This is a genomic window from Pseudomonas sp. CFBP 13727 (assembly GCF_014841915.1).
In the GTDB taxonomy this organism is placed as follows: domain Bacteria; phylum Pseudomonadota; class Gammaproteobacteria; order Pseudomonadales; family Pseudomonadaceae; genus Aquipseudomonas; species Aquipseudomonas baltica.
In genome coordinates, this window is sequence record NZ_JACYUT010000002.1 from 622,474 (window position 1) to 648,430 (window position 25,957).

Sequence of the window (25,957 nt, forward strand, 5' to 3'; positions counted from 1 at the left end):
CTGCGGCCGGCTCTGCTATACAGTGCCATGGAAGTATAGCGGCCATGCCCTGCAGAACTTGAACACGGCTCGACGCCGTGACGTGCGATCCGATTTCATAAGGCCGAGTCTTGACCCCATACCTGCACGCCATCGATCTATCCTGCGAGCGCGATGGGCGGCTGCTGTTCGAGCGTCTGCAGGTACAGGTGGCAGCCGGCGACATGCTTCAGGTGTGCGGCCCCAACGGCTGTGGCAAGACCAGCCTGCTGCGCCTGCTGGCCGGGTTGATGCAGCCCGCTGAAGGGCAGGTCGCCCTGACGGCGCAGACGCAGACCGCACACCGGCGCGAACGTGGCTGCCCGCTGGTATGGATCGGCCACGCGCCCGGCATCAACGAGACACTCAGCGCCGAGGAAAACCTGGCCTGGCTCTGCGCGCTGCACACCCCGGCCAGTCGCGAGCGCATCTGGGCGGCATTGGCGGCGATCGGCCTGCGCGGTTTCGAAGACGTGCCGTGTCACCGGCTTTCAGCCGGCCAGCGGCGCCGCGTGGCGCTTGCTCGTCTGCATCTGCCCGGCCCGCCGCTGTGGATTCTCGACGAGCCGTTCACTGCACTCGATGCACAGGCAGTGGAGCAGTTGGAACGGCACCTGGTCGGACACTGCGAGCGAGGCGGCATGGTCGTGCTGACCACCCACCATCTGCTGGCGCAGACCCCCGGCAGCTACCGGCGGCTGGAACTGGACGCGCAGGCGGCATGAGTGTTTTCGTCCTGTTGCTCAAGCGCGAAGCACGGCTGCTGTGTCGACGGCCCGCCGAGCTGGCCAACCCGCTGGTGTTTTTCGCCCTCGTCATCGCGCTGTTCCCGCTGGCTGTGGGTCCGCAGATGCAGGTGCTGCAAGGTCTTTCCCCCGGCCTGGTATGGGTAGCGGCGCTGCTGGCCGTGCTGCTGTCACTCGACGGCCTGTTTCGCAGCGATCTGGAGGACGGTTCGCTGGAACAATGGATATTGTCCGAACATCCACTGCCCTTGCTGGTGCTGGCCAAGGTGCTGGTGCACTGGCTGTTTTCCGGGCTGGCGCTGGTGCTCGTCTCCCCGCTGCTGGCGCTGATGCTCGGGCTGCCCGAGCGCTGCCTGCCGGTGCTGTTGCTGTCGTTGCTGCTCGGCACCCCAGTGCTCAGCCTGCTCGGCGCAGTGGGGGCGGCGTTGACGGTCGGGCTCAAGCGCGGCGGCCTGCTGTTGGCGCTGCTGACGCTGCCGTTGTACATCCCGGTGCTGATTCTGGGCAGTGGCGCCCTGCAGGCGTCGTTGCAGCAGTTGCCAGCCACGGGTTACCTGTTATGGCTGGGCAGCCTGACAGCGGTGTCGGTGACCTTGGCGCCTTTCGCCATCGCGGCGGGGCTGAAGATCAGTGTCGGCGAATGAACGGGCCAGGCCGCGTGTGCGTCTGGCTCATGCTTTTGGATACGGGGTCATGAAGAACAAGGTGATGAACTGGACGTGGTTTCACAAGCTCGGCTCGCCCAAGGCATTCCATGCCCTGAGCGGACGCCTGCTGCCGTGGTTGAGCGCGGCGGCGGCACTGCTGATCGGCACGGGCGTTGTCTGGGGGCTGGCTTTCGCGCCGCCGGATTACCAGCAGGGCAACAGTTTTCGCATCATCTACATTCACGTGCCAGCAGCCATGCTTGCCCAGTCCTGCTACGTGATGATGGCGCTGGCCGGCGTGGTGGGGCTGGTGTGGAAGATGAAGATCGCCGACATCGCGCTGCAATGCGCTGCACCGGTGGGCGCCTGGATGACCGTGTTGGCGCTGGCCACGGGCGCCATCTGGGGCAAACCGACGTGGGGCAGTTGGTGGGTCTGGGATGCGCGCCTGACCTCCATGCTCATCCTGCTGTTTCTCTACCTGGGGCTGCTTGCCCTGGGGCAGGCCATCGGCAACCGCGAGAACGCGGCCAAGGCCTGTGCGGTACTGGCCATCGTCGGCGTGGTCAACATTCCGATCATCAAGTATTCGGTGCAGTGGTGGAACACCCTGCATCAGGGCGCCACGTTCAGCCTGACCGAAAAACCGGCGATGCCCGCGCAGATGTGGTTGCCGCTGCTGCTCACGGTGCTCGGCTTCTACTGTTTCTTCGGCGCCGTGCTGTTGTTGCGCATGCGCCTGGAGGTGCTCAGACGCGAAGCCCGCAGCCGCTGGGTCCGGGAGTACCTGGCCGGTGCCTTGAAAACGAAGGCCGCGCCATGAGCTTCGATTCGTTCGGCGAGTTTCTGAGCATGGGGCGCCACGGCGTCTACGTCTGGTCGGCCTATGGCCTGTGCGTGCTGGTGCTGGTGGTCAACGTGGCCGGACCGCTGCTGGCCCGGCGACGTCACCTGCAACAGGAAGCGCGACGTCTGCGCCGGGAGGGTCGACCGTGAATCCGCTACGCAAAAAACGCCTGACGCTCATCCTCGCCCTGGTGGCAGGTGTCGCGCTTGCCGTAGGCCTGGCCCTGGGTGCATTGCAGCAGAACATCAACCTGTTCTACACGCCGACCCAGATCGCCAATGGCGAGGCGCCGGTGGGCACGCGCATTCGCGCCGGCGGCATGGTCGAGCGGGGCTCGCTGCAGCGTTCCGACGACTCGCTGGATGTCCGCTTCGTGGTTACCGACTTCCAGCGCAGCGTCACCATCACCTACCGCGGCATCCTCCCCGACCTGTTTCGCGAGGGGCAGGGCATCGTCGCCCTCGGCACCCTGAACGCTGCCGGCGTGGTGCAGGCGGACGAGGTACTGGCCAAGCACGACGAGAAATACATGCCCCCGGAAGTCACCAAAGCCTTGAAAGACTCCGGCCGAATGGAAGCTTCGCCATGATCGCTGCACTGCTGGTGCCCGAACTGGGCCAATTGTCGATGATCCTGGCGCTGTGTCTGGCCCTGGTGCAGGCCAGTGTGCCGTTGGTTGGTGCCTGGCGCGGCGACCGGCTGTGGATGGGCCTGGCGCGGCCAGCTGCGTGGGGCCAGTTCACGTTCTTGGTGCTGGCGTTCGCCTGCCTGGCCGCAAGCTTCCTCAACGACGACTTTTCCGTGCGCTACGTGGCCGAAAACTCCAACAGCGCCTTGCCCTGGTACTACAAGTTCAGCGCGGTATGGGGTGCCCACGAGGGCTCGTTGCTGCTGTGGGCGCTGATCCTGGGCGGCTGGACCTTCGCCGTGTCGATCGGCTCGCGGCAGTTGCCGCAGGTGATGCTGGCGCGGGTGCTGGCAGTGATGGGCATGATCAGCGTCGGCTTCCTGCTGTTCCTGATCCTGACGTCCAATCCCTTCGCTCGGGTGCTGCCGCAGATTCCCGCCAACGGCCGCGACCTCAACCCCTTGCTGCAGGACATCGGCCTGATCGTTCACCCGCCCATGCTGTACATGGGCTACGTCGGTTTTTCGGTGGCCTTTGCCTTCGCCATTGCCGCGCTGCTGGGCGGCAAGCTGGACGCGGCCTGGGCACGCTGGTCACGTCCATGGACGATGGTGGCGTGGAGCTTTCTGGGTATCGGCATCACCCTGGGCTCATGGTGGGCGTACTACGAACTGGGCTGGGGCGGGTGGTGGTTCTGGGACCCGGTGGAGACCGCCTCGTTCATGCCCTGGCTGGTGGGTACCGCGCTGATCCATTCGCTGGCGGTCACCGAGAAGCGCGGCGTGTTCAAGAGCTGGACGGTGCTGCTGGCCATCGCCGCGTTTTCCCTGAGCCTGCTGGGAACCTTCCTGGTGCGCTCGGGCGTGCTGACCTCGGTGCACGCGTTCGCGTCCGACCCAACGCGCGGGGTGTTCATCCTGATCTTCCTGTTGTTCGTGGTAGGTGGTTCGCTGACCCTGTTTGCGCTGCGCGCGCCGGTGGTCAAGAGTCATGTGGGCTTCGGCCTGTGGTCGCGCGAAACCCTGCTGCTGGGCAACAACCTGATTCTGCTGGTGGCCGCCTCCATGATTCTGCTGGGTACGTTGTATCCGCTGGCCCTGGATGCCCTGACCGGCGCCAAGCTGTCGGTCGGCCCACCCTATTTCAATGCGCTGTTCGTGCCCTTGATGGCGCTGCTGATGCTGACCATGGCGGTCGGTGTGCTGGTGCGCTGGAAACACACGCCAACGGCCTGGTTGCGGGGCATGCTGGTGCCTGTGTTGATCGGCAGTGCCTTGCTGGCGCCGCTGGCAGCGTGGTGCCTGGGGGATTTTGCCTGGCCGGTATTGACCATCTTTGCGCTGGCTGCCTGGGTGCTGCTGGCCGGTGCCCGCGACCTGCACGACAAGACCCGTCACACGGGCTTTCGCCGAGGCCTGGCTGGCTTGCCGCGCAGCTACTGGGGCATGCAACTGGCCCACTTGGGCATCGCCGTCTGTGCCTTGGGCGTGGTGCTGTCTAGCCACGACAGTGCCCAGCGCGACCTGCGCATGGCACCGGGCGATGCAGTGGAACTGGGTGGCTATCAATTCATCTTCAACGGTGCCGAGTCTCATCGCGGGCCGAATTTCACCGCTCAGCGTGGCAGCATCCAGGTCCTGCGCGAGGGTATACAGGTCAGCTTGCTGCATCCCGAAAAGCGTTTGTACACCGTTCAGCAATCGGTGATGACCGAGGCAGGCATCGACGCCGGTTTTACCCGCGACCTCTACGTTGCCCTGGGTGAACCGCTGGAAAACGGTGCGTGGGCCGTACGCATCCACGTCAAGCCGTTCGTGCGCTGGATCTGGCTGGGCGGGTTGCTGACGGGGCTGGGAGGATTGCTCGCCGCGCTGGACAAGCGCTATCGGCTCAAGGTCAAAGCGCGCGTGCGTGACGTACTCGGCAAAGGAGCCCCGGCATGAAGCGTTGGCTGCTGGCGCTGCCCTTGGGCGCATTCCTGATAGTGGCGGTGCTGCTTTACCGCGGCCTCCACCTGGACCCGGCACAGCTGCCGTCGGCGCTGATCGGCAAGCCGTTTCCCCCGTTCAGCCTGGCCGATACCCCGGGCGAACGGACATTGACCCGCGCCGACCTGCTGGGCAAGCCCGCACTGGTCAATGTCTGGGGCACCTGGTGCGTGGCCTGCCGGGTCGAGCATCCGCTGCTCAACACGCTGGCCCGGCAGGGCGTGTTGATCTACGGCATCAACTACAAGGATGACAACGCAGCCGCGCGCCGCTGGTTGGCGGACTATCACAACCCCTACGCGCTGGACATCAATGACAAGGACGGCACTCTGGGCCTGGATCTGGGCGTATACGGCGCGCCGGAGACCTTTCTCATCGACGCCCGCGGGGTGATTCGCCACAAGTGGGTGGGTGTCATCGACCAGACCGTATGGCGCGAGCAGTTGGCGCCGCTGTACCAGGCGCTGCTCGACGAGGCCCGACCATGAACCTGAAACGCTGGCTGCTGACCTGCATGCTGCTGTCGAGCCTGGCCGGAGCGGCGCACGCCGCCATCGACACCTATAGGTTCGCCAATGAGGAATTGCGCGAGCGCTGTCACCAGTTGACTCAGCAGTTGCGTTGTCCGAAGTGCCAGAACCAGGACATCGCCGATTCCAATGCGCCCATTGCCGGCGACCTGCGCCGCGAGATCCATCGGCTGTTGACCGAAGGCAAGAGCGACGAGCAGATCATCGAGTTCATGGTCGACCGCTATGGCGAATTCGTCCGCTACAGACCGGCGCTGACCGCGCGCACCGGGCTGCTCTGGTTCGGCCCGGCGGCTTTGCTCGTGGCCGGCGTGGGGGTGATCGCGGTGACGGTGCGCCGCCGACGTCGGCAACCGGCCACCAGCCCGCGCGATCTCGACCCGGGCGAGCGGGCTCGCCTGGCTGACTTGCTTGCCCAAAAACCGCTGGATGAAGACCACCCATGATCGATTTCTGGCTCGCTGCCGGGCTGTTGCTGCTGGTTGCACTGAGTTTCGTGCTGGTGCCGTTGCTGCGGGCTCGTCGCGAGCAGCCCGAGCAAGACCGTACGGCACTCAACGTGGCGCTGTACCAAGAGCGACTGGCCGAGCTGAACACCCAGCAAAGGGCGGGTGTACTGACTCCCGCACAGCTGGAAAGCGGCCAGGCGGAAGCGGCCCGTGAGCTGCTTACCGATACCGACGGCAGCCAGACGGCGTCAGATGTTCGCCTGGGCCGCGCGGTTCCGCTGGCTGCGGCGCTGCTGGTGCCGGTCGTGGGGCTGGTGCTGTACCTGCATTACGGCGCCAGCGACCAGGTCGAGTTGAGCCGCGAGTTCGCCGTGCCGCCCACGTCCGTGGCGCAGATGACGGCGCGCCTGGAGCAGGCGGTGCAGATGCAGCCAGAGGCCGTAGAAGGCATTTATATCTTGGGACGAACCTACATGGCGCAGAATCGCCCAGCGCAAGCAGCCGCGCTGTTCGAGCGTGCGGCGTCTCTGACCGGGCGTCAGCCCGAGGTATTGGGGCAGTGGGCGCAGGCGCTGTATTTTGCTGCGGGCAGGCAGTGGTCCGAACCCATCCAGGCGTTGACCGACGAAGCCCTGCTGGGCGATCCGAAGGAGCCAACCAGCCTTGGCTTGCTCGGCATCGCCGCCTTCGAGAGCCAGCGCTTCGAACAAGCCATCGGCTACTGGGAGCGACTGCTGGCAACGTTGCCGGATGCGGACCCGGCACGCACGGCATTGCAGAGTGGAATCGCGCGCGCTCGTAGCCAACTGGCGTCCGCCGACACACCGCCAGCCTCCCGGCCCACGCCAGCGCGCGCCGGGTTGAAGGTGCGGGTGACGCTGGCGCCCGCGCTGGTCGCCAAGGTGCAGCCGGGTGACAGCGTGTTCGTCTTTGCTCGCGCGGTGTCCGGGCCACCGATGCCGCTGGCGGTCAAGCGCCTGACGGTCGCTGACCTCCCGGCGCAGGTCGAGCTGGCGGACAGCGACGCGATGATGCCACAGCTGAAACTGTCGAACTTTGCCGAAGTCCAACTCATCGCCCGGATATCCAGGGCCGGCCAGCCCACTCAGGGCGAATGGCTGGCACGCGGTGCGCCGATTGCCAGTGACAGCGCCGCCGTGCAGCAATTGATGATCGACAGTCCCGACCTTTAGAGAGATGCCATGAACCGTTTAGCTCGAATGGCCGTGATCGGCCTGGCCCTGGGCATGAGTGCCTGCGCCGTGCAGCGCCCGTCCGAACCGGAGCCCCGGCCGCCGGTGCAGACCCTGCCACCAGCCGGACCGAGCACGGCGCCGACCCCGCCTGCGCCGCCCGCACCGCCTGCACCCAAGCCCCTGCCACGCACCTCGGCCAGTTTCGCGCCGCCGCCCGGTGGTGCCAGTCACTGGGACCCGAGCCTGGGCGTCTATGTGCTTGAGGATCAGCCCGACACCTACTACCGGCAGCGTACCTACTACCGGTGGAATGATGGCTGGAGCTGGGCCACCAGTCCCAAGGGGCCTTGGGAAGCCACCGACACCACCGGCGTGCCGGCCGGATTGGGCCGCAAGCATCCCTGAACCCTGGCCGCCGTGAAGCAGGCCAGCCAGCGTTGACCGCCGTTACTGGCCGGTATAGATCTGGTCGAACACGCCACCGTCGTTGAAGTGGGTCTTCTGCACGCTGCGCCAGTCGCCGAAGGTCTTCTCCACCGAGAGGAATTCAACCTTTGGGAAGCGGTCGGTGTACTTGGCCAACACCGCAGGGTCGCGGGGGCGCAGGTAGTTGTTGGCGGCGATCTCCTGGCCTTCGGGCGACCACAGGTACTTCAGGTATTCATCGGCTGCGGCGCGCGTGCCTTTGCGGTCGACCACCTTGTCGACCACGCTGACCGGCGGCTCGGCCTCGGCGGACACGCTGGGGTAGACCACTTCGAACTGATCGCGGCCAAACTCGCGGGCGATCATTTCCGCTTCGTTCTCGAAGGTGATCAGCACATCGCCGATCTGGTTGGTCATGAACGTGGTGGTTGCACCGCGGCCGCCGGTGTCGAGTACCGGCGCCTGCTTGAACAGCTTGCCGACGAAGTCGCGGGCCTTGTTTTCGTCGCCGCCGTTCTTCAGCACATAGCCCCACGCCGACAGGTAGGTGTAGCGGCCGTTGCCGGACGTCTTGGGGTTGGGGACGATGACCTGCACGCCGTCCTTGAGCAGGTCGGGCCAGTCCTTGAGCGCCTTGGGGTTGCCCTTGCGGACGATGAACACGGTCGCCGAGGTGAATGGTGCGCTGTTGTTCGGCAGGCGCGTGACCCAGTTGTCAGGCACCAGCTTGCCATTGTCGGCCAAGGCATTGATGTCGGTGGCCATGTTCATGGTGATGACATCGGCCGGCAGGCCGTCGATCACCGAGCGCGCCTGCTTGCTCGAACCGCCGAAGGACATCTGCACGGTGATCGCTTCGTTGTGTTCAGCCTGCCAGTGTTTCTGGAAGGCGCTGTTGTAGTCCTTGTAGAAGTCGCGCATCACGTCGTACGAGACGTTGAGCAGGCTGGGCGCGGCCTGGGCCAGGCCGGTCAGGGTCAAGCCTGCCGCCAATAGCGAGGCACCGATCAATTTCTTCACTGCAGTTCCCTCTTCGAGCGTTCTTGGAAATAGGCGGCATTATGCCTGCGCGGCTACCTCGACATGATGGGCACGGTTAGATCAAAAACTGCTGTGCTTATAGCGCTTTTTTGAACAAGGCATTGCCGCATTGCGAGCAGAAGGACGCTGCCTGCTCATGGCTGCCTTTGTGACACACCGCGCACTCGTGCTGCAGGCCCTCGCCACGCATGGCGTTGGCCAGTTCGGCGGTAAAGATGCCGGTGGGCACTGCGATGATCGAATAACCGGTGATCATCACCATGGCCGAGAGCACCTGGCCGATCGGCGTGGTCGGCACGATGTCGCCGTAGCCGACGGTGGTCAGGGTGACGATGGCCCAGTAGATGCCGGTGGGAATGTTGGCGAAGCCGTTCTGCGGCCCTTCGACCACATACATCAAAGTGCCGAATACCGTGACCAGGGTGCTGACGCTGACCAGAAACACGATGATCTTCTGCTTGCTGCCGCGCAGGGCTGCCAGCAGGTAGTTGGCCTGCTTCAGATAAGGGCTGAGCTTGAGTACGCGAAAGATCCGCAGCATGCGCACCACGCGCACGATCATCAGGTACTGGGCGTCGCTGTAGTAGATGGCCAGGATGCCGGGCACGATCGCCAGCAGGTCGATCAGGCCGTAGAAGCTGAACGCGTAGCGCAGAGGCTTGGGCGAACAGTACAGGCGCAGCAGGTATTCGACGGCGAAGATGAAAGTGAAGCCCCATTCGATCCAGGCGAACAGGTCGGCATACTGGCTGTGGACGGTCTCGACGCTGTCGATGATCACCACCAGCAGGCTGGCGAGGATGATCAGCAACAAGGTCTTGTCGAAGCGCCGTCCGGCAGGGGTGTCGCTTTGAAAAACGACGACGTACAGGCGATCACGCAGAGTGGTCATAGAAAGGTGCTTCCCGAAGAGGCGCACAGCGTAGGAGCTTTGCCGCGCGGGTGCAAGGCCGTGCGCCAAGCCTTGCCCAGGCTGGGCTAATCCGGCGTACAGCCTTTGAGCACCAGGCGCGTGATGGTGTCGATGGCGGCTTCGTAATCGGCGTCGTCCAGTTTCGCCTTGCCGGTGATCGAAGCGATCTGCCAATCGAAGTCGGCGTAGGTCTGGGTTGCGGCCCAGATGCTGAACATCAGGTGATGGGGGTCGACCGGGGCGATCTGGCCGCGATCGATCCAGCTCTGCAGGCACTGGATGTTGTGCCGGGCCTGGGCATTGAGCAGCTCCACCTGATCGGCGCTCAGGTGCGGCGCGCCGTGCATGATTTCACTGGCGAACACTTTCGAGGCGAAGGGCAGGGCGCGGGAGATATGGATCTTCGAGCGGATATAGGCACGCAGCACTTCCTGCGGCTCGCCTGCCGTATCGAACGGCGTGGACGCCTGCAGGATCGGCTCGATGATGCTTTCCAGCACCTCGCGGTAGAGGTTTTCCTTGGACTTGAAGTAGTAGTAGACGTTGGGCTTGGGCACGCCGGCCTTGCAGGCGATGTCGTGGGTCTTGGCGGCGGCGAAACCCTTGTCGGCGAATTCCTCACTGGCCGCGCGCAGAATCAGTGCCTTGTTGCGCTCGCGAATACTGCTCATGGTGGGCAAAAGTCCTTGTTTCTGCGCAGTGGACCCCGGCTGTGCTGCAGGGTCCGCGATGGTAGCACCGGCGTTGCCGGGCCCTCAACAATGGCCCGGCAGGGAACTTAGCCGACCCCCGTGCGTCAGCCACCTAACTTACTCATGAGGATGCTCCCCGTGGCCGCAGGCAATTTGCTGACGCTTCTCGACGATATCGCGACTCTGCTCGACGACGTTTCCCTGGCCGCGAAGAAAACCGCCGGGGTGCTGGGCGACGATCTGGCGCTCAATGCCCAACAGGTCACCGGGGTCAAGGCGGATCGTGAACTGCCGGTGGTCTGGGCGGTGGCCAAGGGTTCCCTGCTGAACAAGGCGATCCTGGTACCGGCAGCGCTGTTGATCAGCGCATTCGCGCCCTGGCTGATCACGCCGCTGTTGATGATCGGCGGCGCGTACCTGTGCTTCGAAGGCTTCGAGAAGGTCGTGCACAAGTTCCTGCACAAGGATTCGGCCGCCGACCTCGAGCAGCGCAAGGCCGCCATGGCCGATGCCAAGGTCGACATGGTGGCGTTCGAGAAGGACAAGATCAAAGGTGCGGTGCGCACCGACTTCATTCTTTCGGCGGAGATCATCGTGCTGGCATTGGGCGTGGTGTCCACGAGGCCCTTCCTGGACCAGGTCGGCGTGCTGGTGATCACTGCTGTGCTGATCACCGTAGGTGTCTATGGGTTGGTGGCCGGCATCGTCAAGCTCGACGACGTTGGCCTCTACCTCAAGCAGAAGACCGGCGCGGCCAGTCAGGCGCTGGGCAACGGGCTGCTGTGGTTGGCGCCCGTGCTCATGAAGGTACTGTCGATACTGGGCACCATTGCCATGTTTCTGGTGGGCGGCGGAATCATCGCGCATGGCCTGCCGTTCGTGCATCACCTCAGTGAGGCGGCGGTGGCGCTGGCTGGCGGTGGTCTGATGGGCACGGTAGCCAGCACTCTGGTCGACGCGCTGACCGGCATTCTTACCGGCGCCGCCGTATTGGCAGTGGTCAGCCTGGGCAAGAAACTCTTCGGGACATCCCACTGACTGATCGAATGTCATCGTGGCGGCGGGGCATGCTGAGTCTGGGCGCGACAGTGTGCTCCCGGCTCACCGTGTGGGCCGCCGACGCGGCTTGCGCCGCTGCTACAGGGTTGCGATTGCTGCCTGGTAATAGAGGTTTTTGCGTAAAGTTTTAAACTATCCAATATATCGTACGCAAACTATGAGTGCTGTTGGTCAAATCAATAGGCCAGTAGTTATTCTCTGCAAGTACAACCATTGATCCGGTTGCGATAATTAAATGGGATTAACGGGGTGTTGTTGTTTCCTACCTATGATGGTGCTGTTCCGAAGTCTCCTCCCCATCGGAAGCGAGCGTGTGCCGATTCATAATTAGATCAGCCTGAGGAAACCACAATGTTCTTGCACAACAAGCGTTTGCAATACACCGTGCGTGTCGCGGCACCCAATCCAGGTTTGGCCAACCTGTTGCTGGAGCAATTCGGCGGTGCCCAGGGCGAACTGGCCGCGGCGGCACGTTACTTTACCCAGGCCCTGGCCGAGGATGATCCGGGCCGCAAGGATCTGCTGATGTCCATCGCCACTGAGGAACTCAGCCATCTGGAGATCGTCGGTTCGATCATCGTCATGCTCAACAAGGGCGCAAAAGGCCAGTTGGCAGAAGGTGTTCAGGAAGAAGGCGAGTTGTATCGTGCAATCAATGGCGCGGGCAACGATTCCCATATCACCAGCCTGCTGTATGGTGCCGGTGCTCCCCTGACGAACTCCGCAGGCGTTCCTTGGACCGCTGCTTATATAGATACCATCGGCGAACCGACTGCGGATATGCGCTCCAATATTGCCGCTGAATCACGGGCAAAGATTGTTTACGAGCGCTTGATGAATGTCACCGACGATCCAGGCGTGAAAGAAGCACTGGGATTCTTGATGACTCGGGAAATCGCCCATCAGCTGTCATTCGAAAACGCGTTGCATGCCATTCAACCCAACTTTCCCCAAGGCAAGTTGCCAGGCATGCGGGAGTTCACCAACAAGTACTTCAATATGTCCGGCGAACCCAATGTACGCGGCCCGTGGAACCAGGGTGAAGAGTGGGAGTTCGTGGCCGAGCCGGAACCGGCCGTGGACGGCGGTGACGGCAGTGCGTCGGTGGTACTGAGCGCCAAGGATGCCAAGGTGCTGGAAGCGTTGAAGTTGCGTACCGAGTCCGATCCGGACGCCAACCCGGTTACCGGCGCGGACCTGGGTTCTGGCAAGGCGCAAAGCGATTTGGCCTGATTGCCGCTCGGCTATCGCGCTGCAAGAAAAAACCTCCCTGCAGGACGCCTGCCGGGAGGTTTTTTCATCACCGGTTTCAGTTCTGCACGGCTGTCACCGAGCCACCGTCGACGCGCACATTGCTGCCATTGACGAATGACGCTCGCTCCGACACCAGCAGCGCGATCACCGCAGCAACTTCCTCGGCCTTGCCCCGACGTTTTTGCACGATGCCAGGGCGTTCCTCTTCGAGAAAACTCTCGATCGCCTCCTCGAATGAGGTGCCCATCTGCTGCGCGCGCTGTTCCATCATGCCATCGGTCATGGGCGTCTCGATGAAAGCAGGCGCGACGGTGTTGCACAGCACGCCGAATCCCGCTTCCTTGTAGGACAGGTTCTTGACGAACGCCGCCAGCGCAGCCTTGGCCACGTTGTACACCGCTTCCTCCCAGTACGGTTGCACCGCATTCTCCGAGGTAATGCAGACAAAACGTCCCCACTCTCGCTCACGCATTTTCGGAATGGTGGCCCGCGCCACGCGGACGGCGGAAAAGAAGTCAGTGCTCCAGGCTTCCTGGTAATCGGCGTCGGACAAAGCCAGTGGGTCGCCCTTGGCCCCGGTGACGCCAGCGGTGTGGACGACAATGTCGATCTGGCCAAAGCGTGCTTCGGCTTGAGCCACAAGATGGTCGACCTGCTGCTGGTCGGTCACATCGGCTACCACGCTCAGCACTGTCTCGGGCAACAGGGCGGCTACTTGCTCGAGCTTGTCTGCATCGTTGTCGCTCAACACGACAAAAACGCCTTCCTCGCCCAGCAGCCTCGCAGTTGCCAGGCCCAGGCCGCCGCTGCCGCCAGTGATGAGCGCCACACGCCCCTTGATTCCCAGGTCCATACCAGCCTCTCGTTCGCGCAATGAATGTGCAGTTGAGACAGGCACGTCACAGCCGGGATTCAATCATTCTTCATGGATGAGGGCCGGCAGCCGCCGCAGGTCAGAGCGTTTCGATGCGCCATGTTGCGCTGTGCAGCTTGATCCTGCGCGGCTTCAGGCTGGCTGGAGGCGTGTCGGCCAGCGTCTCGAGCAGCGCCTGGGGCTGTTCCATTGGCAGTTCCGCCAGTGCCTCGGGCGGCAGTTCCCACCACTGGCTGGCCAGCAGCCGCTCGATGGTTTCGGGGTCGAAGCGGTAGCGAATAACCCGTGCCGGCGTGCCGGCGACGATGGCGTAAGGCGGTACGTCCTTGTTCACAAGCGACTGAGCCCCAACCACGGCACCCGTGCCGATGCTGATGCCGTCCATGAGCATGGCGTCGCGCCCGATCCACACGTCATGGCCCAAGGTGGTCGGGGTACTGACGTAGTAGCCGGCCACTTCGGGAGTACGGGCCGCCCGCAGGGAAAAGAGTTTGCTATGGGTAGACAGCCAGCCCAGCGGGTGGGACTGGCGGCTGTGACCGATGACCGTGCCGGCCGCAATCGAGCAGTAGCGCCCGATCTCGGACACCTCGTGCAACTCGGCACCGCTCATGATGGCGGTGTGTGCACCAATGCTCAGGCGCTGCCCGAACAGCTTGACGTCATGCAGCTTGACGCCTTCTTCCAGGGTCAGCTCGATACCATTGCGCAGGCCCCGGCTGCCGCAGTCAAGGCGACACTTGCGTGCCGCCAGGGCCATCTTCAGCTTGCGGTCGAGCAGGGCGCGTTTGAGAACGTTCATTGCGGGGGTCCGAATCAGTGAGGCAGACCGCCAGCATATCCCATACGCCGCCTCAGGGAATCAGACGCTCGCTGCGCAGCTTCTCGAACACATCGAAAAACGCCTGGTCACTCGCCTGGAACTCCTTGAAGCCCAAGCGGCGGCTCTTGGAAACGTCGGTCACCACTTCGATGGGCCGGCCCAGGTCGGCGTCGGTGTGCCAAGGTGAAACCAGGCGGTCGATATCGGCTTCCAGCAGGCCATGCTCCTGGGCCAGCTGCTGCCACACCGCCGTATCGTCGGCCATCTGCTCGGCCAGGGGCGTGACCTGCTGCGGAAAGGGCGAAGCCTGCACACCGAACCAGTCGGCGATCTGCTGCCACATCCAGCTCCAGCGAAACACGTCGCCGTTGGTCACGTTGAACGCCTGATTGGCCGCGGCAGGCGTCGTGCTGGCCCACAGCAGTTGTTTGGCCAGTAGGCGAGCATCGGTCATGTCCGTCAGGCTGTCCCACTGCACGCGCGATCCGGGGAACACGAACGGCCGCCCGGTGGCCTTGCAGATCGACGCGTACACCGCCAGGGTGGTTGCCATGTTCATGGCGTTGCCCACCGCGACACCGGTGATGGTGTGGGGGCGATGCACGCTCCAGGTGAAGCCATCGCGCTCGGCGGCGGCGAACACTTCGTCTTCCTGGGCGTAATAGAAATTCTCGACGTCCAGGCGGCCTTGTTCCTCACGGAAGGGTGTCTGTGGCAGGCTGCCCTTGCCGTAGTTTTCGAACGGGCCCAGGTAGTGCTTGAGGCCGGTCACCAAGGCTACATGCTTGACGCTGCCCGCCGCGCGCAGCGCATCGAGCACGTTGCGCACCATGGCGGCGTTGACACGGATATTCTCCGCTTCGGTATCCTGGCGAGCCCAAGTGGTCAAGAACACGTGGCTGGGCTTCAGCTCGGCCAGTGCCGTGGCCAGGGAGGCTGGGTCCATCAGGTCGGCCTGCACAGGGGTAACCCCTTCGGCCACGTTGGGCTTGCGCGCCAGTCCGGCAACCTGCCAACCCTGATCCAGCAGCAGTCGCGAAGTCGCGCTGCCGACGATACCGCTTGCGCCTACTACCAATGCAGAATGAGTCATGTCGTCTCCAGGTGTGAGTGGATGCTGTGGATGTGGACCGCAACATTCCGTCGGGGACTGCATCGGATGGCCTGTGGTGCGACGTCGCAGTGGTGCTGCAACGAGCGCTAGCGCTCGTCGAGTGCGAAGCGGGTCAGGCAGAAGGTGCCGACGCCGGCGTCCTGCAGACGCTGCGAGCCTTGCAACTCGGGCAGGTCGATGATCGCGGCGGCCTCGAACACCTCGGCCCCCATGCGCCGAACCAGATTGGCCGCGGCGATCAGGGTGCCGCCGGTGGCGATCAAGTCGTCGAACAGCACCAGCGAGTCGCCTTCGCACAGGCTGTCGGCATGCACCTCCAGGAACGCTTCGCCGTATTCGGTCTGGTAACCCTCGCTGAGCACATGGGCGGGCAGCTTGCCTTGCTTGCGGAACAGGATCAGCGGCTTGTTCAGCTGGTGGGCAACGATGGAACCGATCAGAAAACCGCGCGCATCCATGGCACCGATATGGCTGAACGGGGCGTCGATGTAGCGGTGCACGAAACTGTCGATCACCAGGCGCAGAGCCTTGGGCGACTGGAACAGCGGGGTGATGTCACGAAACACCACGCCGGGCTTGGGGAAATCCGGCACAGGGCGGATCAGGGATTTGAAGCTGTGTTCGTCGAAAACCATCGGTCGTAGCTCTGGCAGGGCAGGGGTCGTGCAGTATAACCCTCAGTGGTGGCCAGTACTGCCCCACCTGCCGTGCTCATTCGAGCACCGTGCCACCGGCCACGGCGCACAGGCGTTGCGCATCGAGGATGCGTACTTCCTTGCCGTGCGCTTCGAGCAGCCCACCGTGCTGGAACCGAGTGAACACCCGCGACACCGTTTCCATCGCCATGCCCAGGAAGTTGCCGATCTCGTTGCGCGACATGCTCAGACGAAACTGCACCGCCGAGTAGCCGCGTGCAGTGTGCCGGGCCGACAGATTGGCCAGAAAGGTCGCGATACGCTCCTCGGCGGTCTTTTTCGACAGCAGCAGCATCATTTGTTGATCGTCGCGGATCTCGCGACTCATCACCCGCATCAGCTGGCGACGCAGCTGCGGCAGTTGCACCGACAGCTCGTCGAGGCGTTCGAAAGGAATCTCGCACACCGACGTGGTTTCCTGTGCCTGCGCGGTCACCGGATACACCAGGCGGTCCATCCCGGACAACCCCAGCAGTTCGCTGGGTAAATGAAATCCGGTGATCTGCTCTTCACCCCTGTCGCTCAGGCTGAAAGTCTTCAAGGCACCGGAACGCACGGCATATACGGCTGCGAAGGCTTCCCCCTGGCGAAACAGGAACTCACCCTTCTTCAGCGGGCGGCCGCGCTTGATGATGTCGTCCAGCGCATCCATGTCGGCCAGTTCCAGTGACAGCGGCAGGCACAGCGGCGCCAGTCTGCAGTCCTTGCAGTGGGCCTGATGAGGGGCGCGGTTTTTCGCCGGCTCGGACATTGCTTCGATCCTTGTTGAAACGTATTGATAAGTGCAAGTTCATCCCTGCAAGGGTAACCCAGCCGCGCGCCTGCAAGCCAACAACCGCCCCCACGCTCGGCGCACCCAGGGAACTACAGGTGGCCAACGGGCTCAGCTACAACAGGAAACCCATCACGTCATTGCCCGAGGTAGACATCCATGAAAGCGCTCTTGCATGCCCTGAAGTACACCGGCCTGGTTGGAATGCTCTTCGCTGCCTCGTGCGGTGTGGGGGCTGCGCCGGGCGTCAGTGCCTCGAGCCCGGCGCCGGGTTCCGCTGCCAGCCCCGCAAGTACCACGGCCCCGGCACCTGGCACCGCCTCGACACCCGGCACTGCGCAGCCCCAGGCCAACACCACGCGCAACCCCTCCAGCGGCATGAATCGCGCGCCGGCCACTCGAAGTTCGAGTACGATCCCAAGGCCTGCGCCCTCGGCATCGCCTGAAGGCGGCGATATGCTCCAGCAGCAGCGCCAGCAAAGCGGTGAGCAGATGATCCAGGAACGCAAGGGGCGCGCAGCGGACAGTAATTGATCCCGAAACCGGAGAGACAAGTATGTCGAAGAAGATAGCGTTGGTGACAGGTGCCGGCAGCGGCATTGGCCAGGCAACGGCCCTCGGTTTGGCAGCCGACGGCTTCTGCGTGGTGCTGGCAGGCAGACGCCTGGAGACCGTGCAGGCCGTGGCTCAGAAGATCGCCGAGCAAGGCGGTGAAGCCCTGGCCGTGGCGGCCGATGTGCGTGACAGTGCCAGCGTGGATGCGTTGTTCGCCAGGGTCGAAGAGACTTACGGGCGCCTCGACGTCATCTTCAACAATGCCGGTATCGGCGCGCCCGCAGTGCCCATCGACGAGCTGGACGTGGCCAAATGGGCCGACGTACTGCAGACCAACGTCACCGGGGTTTTTCTGTGTTGTCGCGCGGCGTTCGGGTTGATGCGCCGACAGCAGCCGCAAGGTGGCCGGATCATCAACAACGGGTCGATCTCGGCGCACACGCCACGCAGTTTCAGCATGCCCTATACCGCCAGCAAGCACGCCGTGCTGGGCATTACCAAAAGCCTTGCGCTCGATGGTCGCGAGTTCAACATCGCCTGCAGCCAGATCGATATTGGCAATGCCCTCACCGATTTGTCGGCGCGCATGACCAAAGGTGTTCGCCAGGCCAATGGCGACATCGCCGTCGAACCCATGGTCGATATGGTTCACGTTGTCGACGCGGTTCGCTATATCGCCAAGCTGCCTCTATCGGCCAACGTACTCAACATGACCGTCATGGCGACCAACATGCCGTTCGTTGGCCGCGGCTGAAGTGCGCTCTGCCAGCCCGTCGCCTGGCTGGCGGGCACGTTCCACTGTCGATCCAGGCAAGGTACGGTTTATCATTCGTGCTCTTTCACCTGTGTGCGTCCTGCCGGAGCCTTGCTACCGATGTCACTGATCCATCACTCCACCTGCGCGCCGTCCGAAGACGTCAAGAGCCAATTGCTGCAGATGGTGGTCGACTACCTTACCGACATCAGCAGCCTGGGCATTACCCCGAGCAACCCTTTGTACCAGCTGTACCAATACGGCGTCGGCTATGAAGTGCATCTGTACCTGGAAGCGATGGCCGGAGGGCGTGAGGTAAAACCGGAGCTGGTGCTGGCGTTCGACCCTGCCCGACCGGAAACGCTCGACGGCTTCGCCCTGTTCCTGCGAGCCGCCCATGACCCCGCAGTGTGCACGGTGGCCTACATGGCAGTGCGCATGGCGCGGCGCAGGCAAGGAGTGGCGCGGGCGTTACTCGAGGCCATCCGGGTGCGTCATGCCCACGTCGAACTGGCGTGCGTACTGGGCAAGGTGCCCTGGTTCGAGAATCTGGGCTTTCAGGTGATCGGCGCGCAGGGGCCGCAGGTCAAGCTGAGCAGCGATGGCGGGGCAACCGACCAGCCCATTGCCGTGCTGGATGTCGCACCTGTCTACGCTTCGCTGGAGGTCCGACAGATTCATGCCTATCTGCTCAATCAGCATGGGCGCAAAGCCATGCTCGAGGCCGAAAGAAAACGCGACCGCCAGCTCGACCAGATGACGCGCCAGGCCGCGACATTCGCCAGGGATGCCTTGCAAGGCAAGCCACGCTGACGCGCTTTACCCATCAATGCATGTGCAGTGAGGTCGTCACCTTGCTCAACAGCCGTTCGTTGGTCCACGGCTTTGGCAGAAACTGAACATTCGGCCCCAGATCCAGGTCGCGACCCGAGTAACCCGAGGTCAACAGAATCGGCAGGGTAGGCCAGCGCTCGGCGGCCATCTTGCTCAAGTCGTAGCCGTCCATATGCCCCGGCATACGGATATCGCTGACGACCATGTTGACTTCTCCCGGATGCGTCTCGAGAAAGTCGTAGCCTTGGTCGGCGGTTGCGAATGCCGTCACCTCGAAACCTGCATCTTCGAGCACCGTCGTCAGCAGGAGGCGGATAAGGTCCTCATCTTCAAGGACTAGAATGGAGGCGGTAGTCATGGGGGCGTCCCTTCAATGATGCGTAAGCGTCTGAACAGTCGACTGACGCAACGCCCAAGGGTTCTGTGCCTTAAAAAAAAGACTGACGAAAGGGCATAAACTGTTGCGCACAAGTTACGGATATGCAAAGAAAACGGCGCGTTTCCGCGGCCGCGACCAAAGTCATCATCGGTAGCAATTTGCCGTCGGACGAGCCACTGCCTGGCTGGCCGGTAACTAAGCGCAGGTGCTAACCTGCGGCCCGGCGCTGCGCCGTGGCCGTTTTGCTCGCGCCCTGGGCGGCAGTGCTCCGGGTGCAGCGGTATTCTTTCGAATGAGTCCGATCATGAACAAAGCAACAGGCATCATTGCCGGCATCGTCGTCATGGCTGCGGCCGCCACCCTGGGTGGCGCTTGGTATACTGGCACCCAGTTGGAGCCGGTCCTCGGCAATGCCATCGAGCAGGCCAATCGCGAATTGGCTGCCTCCTTCAGCGTCGACGGCCAGCCGGGCATGCAGATCGAATTGCTGTCCCTGGAGCGGCATTTCTTCACCAGCACCGCGCACTACCGAATCAGACTTCACGGCATGCAGGCCGAGGGCAGGCCCGAAAACCGCGAGTTGTTGCTGATCGATCATATCGAGCACGGGCCGCTGCCCTGGTCACACCTGAAAACATTCAGGTTGATGCCAGTGATGGCCGCGAGCAACTTCGCCCTCGAGCGCAACGCCGACACCCAAGCCTGGTTTGCCATGAGTCAGGAGCAGCCGCCGTTGCGCGGTCAGGCCAGCATCGGTTACGACGGTGCCAGTGACACGCGCCTGCAACTGTTGCCGCTCGACGCCCGCGAGGGCAACGACACCGTGAAATTTTCCGGCTTGAACGCCCGCCTGGTGTTGAGCGCCGACGCCAGCCATTACAGCCTGACCGGCCGCAGCGAAGAACTGCTGGCCGACATCGAAGGCCAGGCAGGTCGCCTGCAGGCGCAATTCAAAGGCTTGAGCTTCGATACCGGCGGCACCTTGGGTACCTCTGGCCTGTACCTGGGGCACTCGGAACTCAAACTTGCCCAGGCCAGTCTGCAGGGCGCCGAGATCGCCCCCGTCCAGGTGGAAAACCTTGCCGCTTCCGGCCTGATGCAGGAAGTGGAGGGCAAGCTTGACGTCCAGGCCAGCTACAGTATCGGCGCCGTGAACTATGCCAGCCGACCGGTCGGCGCGCTGCAGATGAGCATCAAGCTGGCCAACCTCGATATCGTTGCCAGTCGGGAATTCGGTGATTTCTATCGAACGGTCATCGCGCCGCAGTGGCAGACACCTTTGCCAGACGGAACATTGCCACCCTTGCGCTTGAGCATTGCCCAGCGGCAGCAATTGGAAGCGCTCATCGGCAGGCTGCTGGATGCCAAGCCCCAGTTGCAACTGGAACGCTTGAGCCTGGCCACCGACCACGGCGAAAGTCATTTGAGCATGACGGCTCGCCTGGCCAATCCCGCGCCGGCCAAACCTGGCTCGCCAGCCTATTGGCCCGCACTCATCGCCAATGTGCAGGCGGATCTGCAACTGTCCAAGCCGATGCTGGCAGACGTCGGCAGCCTGCAGGCCAGGCTCCAGGGGCAGACGGATCCGGCCCGTGTGGAACAGGCCGGACGGGATCTGAGCGCTACCGTCGCCGGGCTGGGGCAGATGCTCGGGCTGGTCAAGGACGAAGGCGAGCATTTACGTGCCAGCCTGCGCTACAGCGATGCCGTGGTGGATTTCAACGGCCAGAAGATGCCCCTGTCGCAGTTCGCGCAGATGCTCGGACAGTTCAGCAGCATCGGTCAGCGCTGACGGCAGGCGGCCGCCGTACGCGTCAGTCGCGTTGCGGCGGCAGCATCCGCTCGAGCATGCCGTCCCGGCGCACCGCCACGTGCCATACCGTGGCGGCGACATGCATGATGATCAATCCGTACAGCGCGAATTGCCCCCAGACATGTACGGTGTTGGCGAATTTACCCAGCGCCTCGTTCTGGACGAACCCAGGCAGCGACACCAGCCCGAAAAACGGCACGTCCTGGCCATTGCCGGCCATCAGGTAGCCGGTCACTGGCATGGTCAGTAACACGGCGTACAGCAAGCCATGATTCAGATGGGCCAATACCCGCGTACCGGCACCGATCTCCGCTCGATAGGCTGGCGCCCTGTGGCGCCAGCGCCAGGTCAGCCGGATCATCACCAGAAGGGCGACACTGATGCCCATGGACTCATGTGCCAGGTACCAGAGCACCCGTACCGGACCGGGCGGAAAATTCTCCGCTACCCACACGCACGGCAGCACCAGGCACAGCGCGGCGACCGTCAGCCAATGCAGGGCCTGGGCAAAGCCGTTGTAGCGTTCGATTGCCATGCACTCACTCCTCAATACGTGACACTCACCTGCAGTGCCCGGTTGGACCGATCGACCCGAGCGCTGCTCACTGTTGGTCAAAGCCCAACCGTCAGTCAAATCCGACACATCCTGTTATGGAAATAACTACCGACAGTCGGAAATGACTAGTGGCATCAGGCTATTATTGGATCCACGCTAAATACTGTCACACATTTGCCGATAGCCCGTGCAACATCACAGCGGACCTACCGGCCATGCAAAAAACCCTGAAATTCAGCCACAAGATTCTCCTGGCCGCTTCGCTCATCGTGACCGCAGCCTTCGCGTTGTTCACGTTCTATAACGATTACCTGCAGCGCAATGCCATTCGTGCCGACCTTGAAAGCTATCTGCACGAAATGGGCAGTGGCACTGCCACGAACATCCAGCACTGGCTCTCGGGACGCATCCTCCTGGCCGAAACCCTGGCCGAGAGCGTTGCCCTCAACCCCAGTCCCGAGGCCATAGGCGCGTTGCTCAAGCAGAAGACCTTGCTGGCCAACTTCGAGTTTGCCTATCTGGGCAATGTCTCGGGAGGTTATTTCCTCGAGCCGCCCGATACCATGCCCGAAGGCTACGATGCGCGCACCCGTCCCTGGTACACCGACGCCATGAACGCGCGCCGGACCATCCTCACCGAACCTTACGTCGATGCCGCGAACGGCAAGACCATCCTCACTATCGCCACCCCATCGCTGAGCGCCAATGGTCAGCCGGTCGGTGTAGTGGGCGGGGATCTGAGCCTTGAGACGCTGGTCAAGACCATCAACTCGCTGGACTTCGACGGCAGTGGCTACACCTTTCTGGTCAGCGCAGACGGCAAGATCCTGGTCCACCCCGACAACCAGTTGGTGATGAAGTCACTCAAGGACGTGTACCCTCAGCACACACCGCGCATCGGCAGCGACGTCACCGAGGTCGAACGCGATGGCCGTCCGTCCATCGTGACCTTCGCCAAGGTCGAGGGGCTGCCTTCGGTCGACTGGTACATCGGTTTGAGCATGGACAAGGCCAAGGCCTACTCGATGCTCAGCCAGTTTCGCAGCTCGGCGGTGATCGCTACGGTCATTGCCGTGGTCCTCACCATCGCCTTGCTTGGCATGCTCATTCGCCTGCTGATGCAGCCTTTGCACGCAATGGGCCGGGCCATGCACGACATTGCCGAAGGCGAGGGCGACCTGACCCGTCGACTCACCCTACACAGCGCCGATGAGTTCGGCGCCCTGGCGCTTTCGTTCAACCGTTTCGTCGAACGCATCCATGACTCGATCCGCGAGGTGGCCTCGGCCACTGGCCAGGTCAACGAAGTGGCGCTACGCGTGGTCAGCGCCTCGAACTCCTCGATGCTCAACTCCGATCAGCAGGTCAACCGCACCAGCAGCGTGGCCGCCGCCATCAACGAACTGGGCGCCGCCGCGCAGGAAATTGCCCAGAACGCCGCCCTGGCTTCGCAGCACTCCAGTGCCGCGCGCAGCCTGGCCGCCGACGGCCAGGCGGTGGTCGGCCAGACCATCAGCGCCATGAACGTGCTGTCGCAAAAGATCAGCGGCTCGTGCAGCAACATCGAAAGCCTGAACGCCAGCACCGTCAACATCGGTCAGATCCTGGAAGTGATCACCAGCATTTCACAGCAGACCAACCTGCTTGCGCTCAATGCGGCGATCGAAGCGGCGCGCGCCGGCGAAGCCGGGCGGGGCTTTGCCGTGGTCGCCGACGAAGTCCGTAACCTCGCGCACCGCACTCAGGAGTCGGCCCAGCAGGTTCAGGGCATGATCGAGCAGTTGCAGGTGGGCGCACGCCAGGCGGTCATCCTGATGAACGAAAGCCAGGGCCAGAGCGAGTCCAGCGTCACCATCGCCAATCAGGCCGGTGAGCGTCTGGTCAGCGTGACCCAGCGCATCGGCGAAATCGATGGCATGAACCAGTCGGTGGCCACCGCTACCGAGGAGCAGACTGCGGTGGTGGAATCGATCAACGTCGATATCACCGAGATCAACACCCTCAACCAGGAAGGTGTGGAAAACTTGCAGTCCACCCTGCGTGCGTGCGCCGACCTCGAACAGCAGGCCCTGCGGCTCAAGCAACTGGTCGGTAGTTTCCGCATCTGACGCCTGGGTGTGCGCCGGTAGGGCGGCCTTCAGGGATGAGGCCGTCGTACGGGCAACCGCCCTCTACATATCCACGGCAACGCTCAAGGTCAGGTTGCGCGGCTCGCCGGGCATCGCCCAGTAGTTGCTGTAGGATCGCTCGAAGTACTTTTCGTCGAACAGGTTGTTCAGGTTGACCCCCAGGGTGACCTTGTCGCTGGCCTTGTAATGCGCGAGCAAATCGACTGTGTGATAGGCGGGCAACTCGAAACGGCCCCCGGACTCGCCGGACCGATCCCCTGCATAGGTGAACGCGGCGCCGATATCGGAACCGCGCAACGGCCCGTCCTGAAACTCATGGACGCCCAGCAGGCTGGCGCTGTTGCGTGCCACGCCAAGCAGGCGGCTGCCCTTGGGCACGCTGGCGTCGCCCTCGGTGACCTCGGCGTCGATCCAGGCGTAGGCGCCGATCACGCGTAGTGAGTCGGTCAGCTGGCCACTGAACTGCAAGTCGACGCCCTGGCTGCGTGCCTTGCCGATGGCGCGATTGAGGTTGCTCGCCGGGTCCAGCGCCAGCACGTTCTCTTTGTCGATGTGAAACGCCGCCAGGGTCGCGCTCAGGCGCTCGTCGAACAACTCGGCCTTGAGCCCCGCCTCGTAGCCCATGCCTTCTTCAGGGTCGAACGACTTGCCGCCGGCATCCAGCCCGCTGTTGGGCTTGAACGACGTCGAGGCATTGGCGAACAGCCCCCATTGCGGCGTGAGTTGGTAGAGCAGCCCGGCGCGCTGGGTGAAAGCATCCTGGCGCTGCAGGTTGCGATTGCCGGTGGTGTAGTCGGCGATGCGCTGTTCGAAATGTTCATAGCGCATGCCCAGCATGCCGCGCAGTTTGTCGCTGAACACCAGTTGATCCTGCAGGTTCAGCGCGTGGCTGCGCACATGCTCGCGAAAATCCGAGCCCGACCGCGCGCCTGTGGGTTTGGGCTGGCCGTACACCGGGTCGAAGATGTCGATTCGGTAGGCACCTGCGGTGGCGGTCACCCGTTCGTTCTTGCGGTAATCCTCATATTCGCTGCCAATCAACAGTTCATGCTGCACGCTGGCCGTGTCGAGGAAACCGCGCAGCTCGACCTGGCTGATGCTGTCGTGCCAATCCATGTCGCGCTCGCGAAAGCGCCGATTGACCGTATGGCCGTCAGCGTTGAGCGCGCGTGCCTCACTGGCATCGCCGCTCAGCTCGCCCTGTTTGTAGTGGCTGGCCACGCGCAGTTGCCAGTCGTCGTTGAGCCGGTGTTCCAGCGCGGCCTGGATGCGGTTGTTGTCGTTGTCGATGAAGCCGTCGTTGGGCTCGCCGAGAAAGGTCCGGCGCGAGCCTCCACCCCAGCCATTGCCCGGCGCTACCACCCCGCGGTCGAACACCGATTGGTGGCGCACCAGCTCGGCCTCCACCAGCAAGGAGGTGTCCGGATCCAGCTGCCAGCTCAGCGATGGTGCCACGTACACCCGCTCGTTCTGCACATGGTCACGGAAGCTGTGGTTGTCTTCCACCGCCAGGTTGACCCGGCTCAGCACCTGGCCCTCGGCATCGAGCGGGGTGTTCAGGTCCAGGCTGGTGCGATAGCGGTCCCAGGAGCCGGCGCTGCCGTACAGGCGCGCGAAGGATTCGGCCTGTGGTTTCTTGCTGACGATGTTGACCGTGCCGCCGGGATCGCCACGTCCGTACAGGCTGGCAGCCGGGCCCTTGAGCACCTCGATGCGTTCGATGCTGGAAACGTCCGGGGTCGCAGGGTAGCCGCGGTTGGCGCTGAAGCCGTCGCGGTAGAATTCCGAGGTGCTGAAGCCGCGCACGCTGTATTCGTAAAGCGTCAGGCCGCCGAAGTTGTTCTGCTGGGACACACCCCCGGCGTATTGCAGGGCACGTTCGACATTGCTGCTGCCCAGGTCCTGAAGCACCTGGACCGGGATCACGCTGACCGCTTGGGGAATGTCCTTGATCGCGGTATCGGTCTTGGTCGCGCTGCCCGAACGGGTCGCGCGGTAGCCGGTGACCGGACCGGTCGCGGTTTCCATATCGCCACCCGCTGTGACGCTGATAGCTTCCAGTTCGAGGGTTTCGGGCGAGGTTTCAGAGTAGGCGGGCATCCCCAGTACGCTGAAGGCGAGGCCGGCCATGGGGGCAAAACGAGGTGAGCGCATGTGCAACGATCCATTATGTTATAGTTATAATATAACGTAATGATTCGAGACATGCATCTTCCATCTACGCG

Annotated in this window: 28 protein-coding genes; 17 read left to right on the forward strand and 11 right to left on the reverse strand. The window is 63.2% G+C overall.

What is annotated here, in order from left to right:
* Positions 1-110: 110 nt before the first annotated feature.
* From ccmA to IFT76_RS10330, 10 genes are all read left to right on the forward strand, one after another.
* On the forward strand, positions 111-743 hold the full coding sequence (gene ccmA / locus IFT76_RS10285; protein WP_192058214.1) for a cytochrome c biogenesis heme-transporting ATPase CcmA: 633 nt from the start codon (positions 111-113) through the stop codon (positions 741-743).
* Positions 740-1,408, forward strand: a complete 669-nt coding sequence (gene ccmB, locus IFT76_RS10290; RefSeq protein WP_192058216.1) for a heme exporter protein CcmB — start codon at positions 740-742, stop codon at positions 1,406-1,408. The genes ccmA and ccmB overlap by 4 nt, the downstream gene beginning before the upstream one ends.
* Positions 1,409-1,469: 61 nt before the next feature.
* The gene (locus IFT76_RS10295; RefSeq protein WP_185794566.1) at positions 1,470-2,234 is read left to right on the forward strand and encodes a heme ABC transporter permease; all 765 of its coding nucleotides are present in this window, start codon (positions 1,470-1,472) and stop codon (positions 2,232-2,234) included.
* Positions 2,231-2,407, forward strand: a complete 177-nt coding sequence (gene ccmD, locus IFT76_RS10300; protein ID WP_192058218.1) for a heme exporter protein CcmD — start codon at positions 2,231-2,233, stop codon at positions 2,405-2,407. The genes IFT76_RS10295 and ccmD overlap by 4 nt, the downstream gene beginning before the upstream one ends.
* Positions 2,404-2,847, forward strand: coding sequence for a cytochrome c maturation protein CcmE (gene ccmE / locus IFT76_RS10305; protein ID WP_192058220.1), 444 nt, complete (start codon positions 2,404-2,406; stop codon positions 2,845-2,847). The genes ccmD and ccmE overlap by 4 nt, the downstream gene beginning before the upstream one ends.
* An 11-nt stretch (positions 2,848-2,858) precedes the next feature.
* Positions 2,859-4,829, forward strand: coding sequence for a heme lyase CcmF/NrfE family subunit (locus IFT76_RS10310; RefSeq protein ID WP_192058307.1), 1,971 nt, complete (start codon positions 2,859-2,861; stop codon positions 4,827-4,829).
* Complete coding sequence (locus IFT76_RS10315; protein WP_192058222.1) at positions 4,826-5,362, forward strand: DsbE family thiol:disulfide interchange protein; 537 nt, start codon at positions 4,826-4,828, stop codon at positions 5,360-5,362. Before IFT76_RS10310 ends, IFT76_RS10315 begins: the two co-directional genes overlap by 4 nt.
* Before the next feature lie 2 nt (positions 5,363-5,364).
* Entirely contained in the window at positions 5,365-5,850 is a 486-nt protein-coding gene (locus tag IFT76_RS10320; protein ID WP_244647936.1) for a cytochrome c-type biogenesis protein, read from the forward strand.
* Positions 5,847-7,046, forward strand: a complete 1,200-nt coding sequence (gene ccmI, locus IFT76_RS10325) for a c-type cytochrome biogenesis protein CcmI (RefSeq protein WP_192058226.1) — start codon at positions 5,847-5,849, stop codon at positions 7,044-7,046. The genes IFT76_RS10320 and ccmI overlap by 4 nt, the downstream gene beginning before the upstream one ends.
* A gap of 9 nt (positions 7,047-7,055) precedes the next feature.
* Entirely contained in the window at positions 7,056-7,454 is a 399-nt protein-coding gene (locus IFT76_RS10330; RefSeq protein WP_122475853.1) for a hypothetical protein, read from the forward strand.
* A gap of 42 nt (positions 7,455-7,496) precedes the next feature.
* On the opposite strand, the gene IFT76_RS10335 is transcribed toward IFT76_RS10330, so the two are convergent.
* The 3 genes from IFT76_RS10335 to IFT76_RS10345 all read right to left on the reverse strand — a co-directional run bounded on the left by IFT76_RS10335 (position 7,497) and on the right by IFT76_RS10345 (position 10,100).
* A complete protein-coding gene (locus IFT76_RS10335; protein ID WP_122475851.1) occupies positions 7,497-8,495 on the reverse strand; it encodes a sulfate ABC transporter substrate-binding protein in 999 nt (332 codons plus the stop codon).
* A gap of 97 nt (positions 8,496-8,592) precedes the next feature.
* A complete protein-coding gene (locus IFT76_RS10340) occupies positions 8,593-9,408 on the reverse strand; it encodes an ion transporter (RefSeq protein WP_122475850.1) in 816 nt (271 codons plus the stop codon).
* 86 nt (positions 9,409-9,494) lie between these two features.
* A complete protein-coding gene (locus IFT76_RS10345) occupies positions 9,495-10,100 on the reverse strand; it encodes a TetR/AcrR family transcriptional regulator (RefSeq protein ID WP_192058228.1) in 606 nt (201 codons plus the stop codon).
* A gap of 159 nt (positions 10,101-10,259) precedes the next feature.
* On the opposite strand from IFT76_RS10345, the gene IFT76_RS10350 reads away from it, so the two are divergent.
* Together IFT76_RS10350 and IFT76_RS10355 are read left to right on the forward strand one after the other, a co-directional pair.
* Positions 10,260-11,159: a DUF808 family protein gene (locus IFT76_RS10350; RefSeq protein ID WP_163007415.1), complete on the forward strand. Its 900-nt coding sequence runs from the start codon at positions 10,260-10,262 to the stop codon at positions 11,157-11,159.
* 372 nt (positions 11,160-11,531) lie between these two features.
* On the forward strand, positions 11,532-12,413 hold the full coding sequence (locus IFT76_RS10355; protein ID WP_192058230.1) for a manganese catalase family protein: 882 nt from the start codon (positions 11,532-11,534) through the stop codon (positions 12,411-12,413).
* A 76-nt stretch (positions 12,414-12,489) separates the two neighbouring features.
* On the opposite strand, the gene IFT76_RS10360 is transcribed toward IFT76_RS10355, so the two are convergent.
* From IFT76_RS10360 to fnr, 5 genes are all read right to left on the reverse strand, one after another.
* Positions 12,490-13,287, reverse strand: coding sequence for an SDR family NAD(P)-dependent oxidoreductase (locus IFT76_RS10360; RefSeq protein ID WP_122475843.1), 798 nt, complete (start codon positions 13,285-13,287; stop codon positions 12,490-12,492).
* Positions 13,288-13,387: 100 nt separating this feature from the next.
* Positions 13,388-14,110 (reverse strand): CatB-related O-acetyltransferase, encoded by a 723-nt coding sequence (locus tag IFT76_RS10365; protein WP_192058232.1) that lies wholly within the window; start codon positions 14,108-14,110, stop codon positions 13,388-13,390.
* 52 nt (positions 14,111-14,162) lie between these two features.
* Positions 14,163-15,224 carry an SDR family oxidoreductase gene (locus IFT76_RS10370; protein ID WP_122475839.1) on the reverse strand — a complete coding sequence of 354 codons (1,062 nt, stop codon included), beginning with the start codon at positions 15,222-15,224 and terminating at the stop codon, positions 14,163-14,165.
* Between the two features lie 107 nt (positions 15,225-15,331).
* On the reverse strand, positions 15,332-15,880 hold the full coding sequence (locus IFT76_RS10375) for an adenine phosphoribosyltransferase (protein WP_122475837.1): 549 nt from the start codon (positions 15,878-15,880) through the stop codon (positions 15,332-15,334).
* Positions 15,881-15,956: 76 nt separating this feature from the next.
* Positions 15,957-16,691 (reverse strand): fumarate/nitrate reduction transcriptional regulator Fnr, encoded by a 735-nt coding sequence (fnr, locus tag IFT76_RS10380; protein WP_192058234.1) that lies wholly within the window; start codon positions 16,689-16,691, stop codon positions 15,957-15,959.
* Positions 16,692-16,871: 180 nt separating this feature from the next.
* On the opposite strand from fnr, the gene IFT76_RS10385 reads away from it, so the two are divergent.
* From IFT76_RS10385 to IFT76_RS10395, 3 genes are all read left to right on the forward strand, one after another.
* Entirely contained in the window at positions 16,872-17,246 is a 375-nt protein-coding gene (locus IFT76_RS10385; RefSeq protein WP_122475833.1) for a hypothetical protein, read from the forward strand.
* A 22-nt stretch (positions 17,247-17,268) separates the two neighbouring features.
* Positions 17,269-18,021: an SDR family oxidoreductase gene (locus tag IFT76_RS10390; RefSeq protein ID WP_122475831.1), complete on the forward strand. Its 753-nt coding sequence runs from the start codon at positions 17,269-17,271 to the stop codon at positions 18,019-18,021.
* A 120-nt stretch (positions 18,022-18,141) separates the two neighbouring features.
* Positions 18,142-18,834: a GNAT family N-acetyltransferase gene (locus IFT76_RS10395; RefSeq protein ID WP_192058236.1), complete on the forward strand. Its 693-nt coding sequence runs from the start codon at positions 18,142-18,144 to the stop codon at positions 18,832-18,834.
* 13 nt (positions 18,835-18,847) lie between these two features.
* Here IFT76_RS10395 and IFT76_RS10400 read toward each other — a convergent pair whose 3' ends face one another.
* A complete protein-coding gene (locus IFT76_RS10400; protein WP_122475828.1) occupies positions 18,848-19,213 on the reverse strand; it encodes a response regulator in 366 nt (121 codons plus the stop codon).
* Positions 19,214-19,538: 325 nt separating this feature from the next.
* Between IFT76_RS10400 and IFT76_RS10405 the strand changes: the two genes are divergently transcribed.
* Positions 19,539-21,026, forward strand: coding sequence for a YdgA family protein (locus IFT76_RS10405; protein ID WP_192058238.1), 1,488 nt, complete (start codon positions 19,539-19,541; stop codon positions 21,024-21,026).
* Positions 21,027-21,048: 22 nt separating this feature from the next.
* On the opposite strand, the gene IFT76_RS10410 is transcribed toward IFT76_RS10405, so the two are convergent.
* Positions 21,049-21,582: a cytochrome b gene (locus IFT76_RS10410; protein ID WP_192058240.1), complete on the reverse strand. Its 534-nt coding sequence runs from the start codon at positions 21,580-21,582 to the stop codon at positions 21,049-21,051.
* Positions 21,583-21,818: 236 nt separating this feature from the next.
* Here IFT76_RS10410 and IFT76_RS10415 point away from each other — a divergent pair, with 236 nt between their 5' ends.
* Positions 21,819-23,711: a methyl-accepting chemotaxis protein gene (locus IFT76_RS10415; RefSeq protein ID WP_192058242.1), complete on the forward strand. Its 1,893-nt coding sequence runs from the start codon at positions 21,819-21,821 to the stop codon at positions 23,709-23,711.
* A 63-nt stretch (positions 23,712-23,774) separates the two neighbouring features.
* Here the strand turns inward: IFT76_RS10415 and IFT76_RS10420 are convergent, their stop codons facing one another.
* Complete coding sequence (locus IFT76_RS10420; RefSeq protein ID WP_192058244.1) at positions 23,775-25,886, reverse strand: TonB-dependent siderophore receptor; 2,112 nt, start codon at positions 25,884-25,886, stop codon at positions 23,775-23,777.
* Positions 25,887-25,957 lie beyond the last annotated feature (71 nt).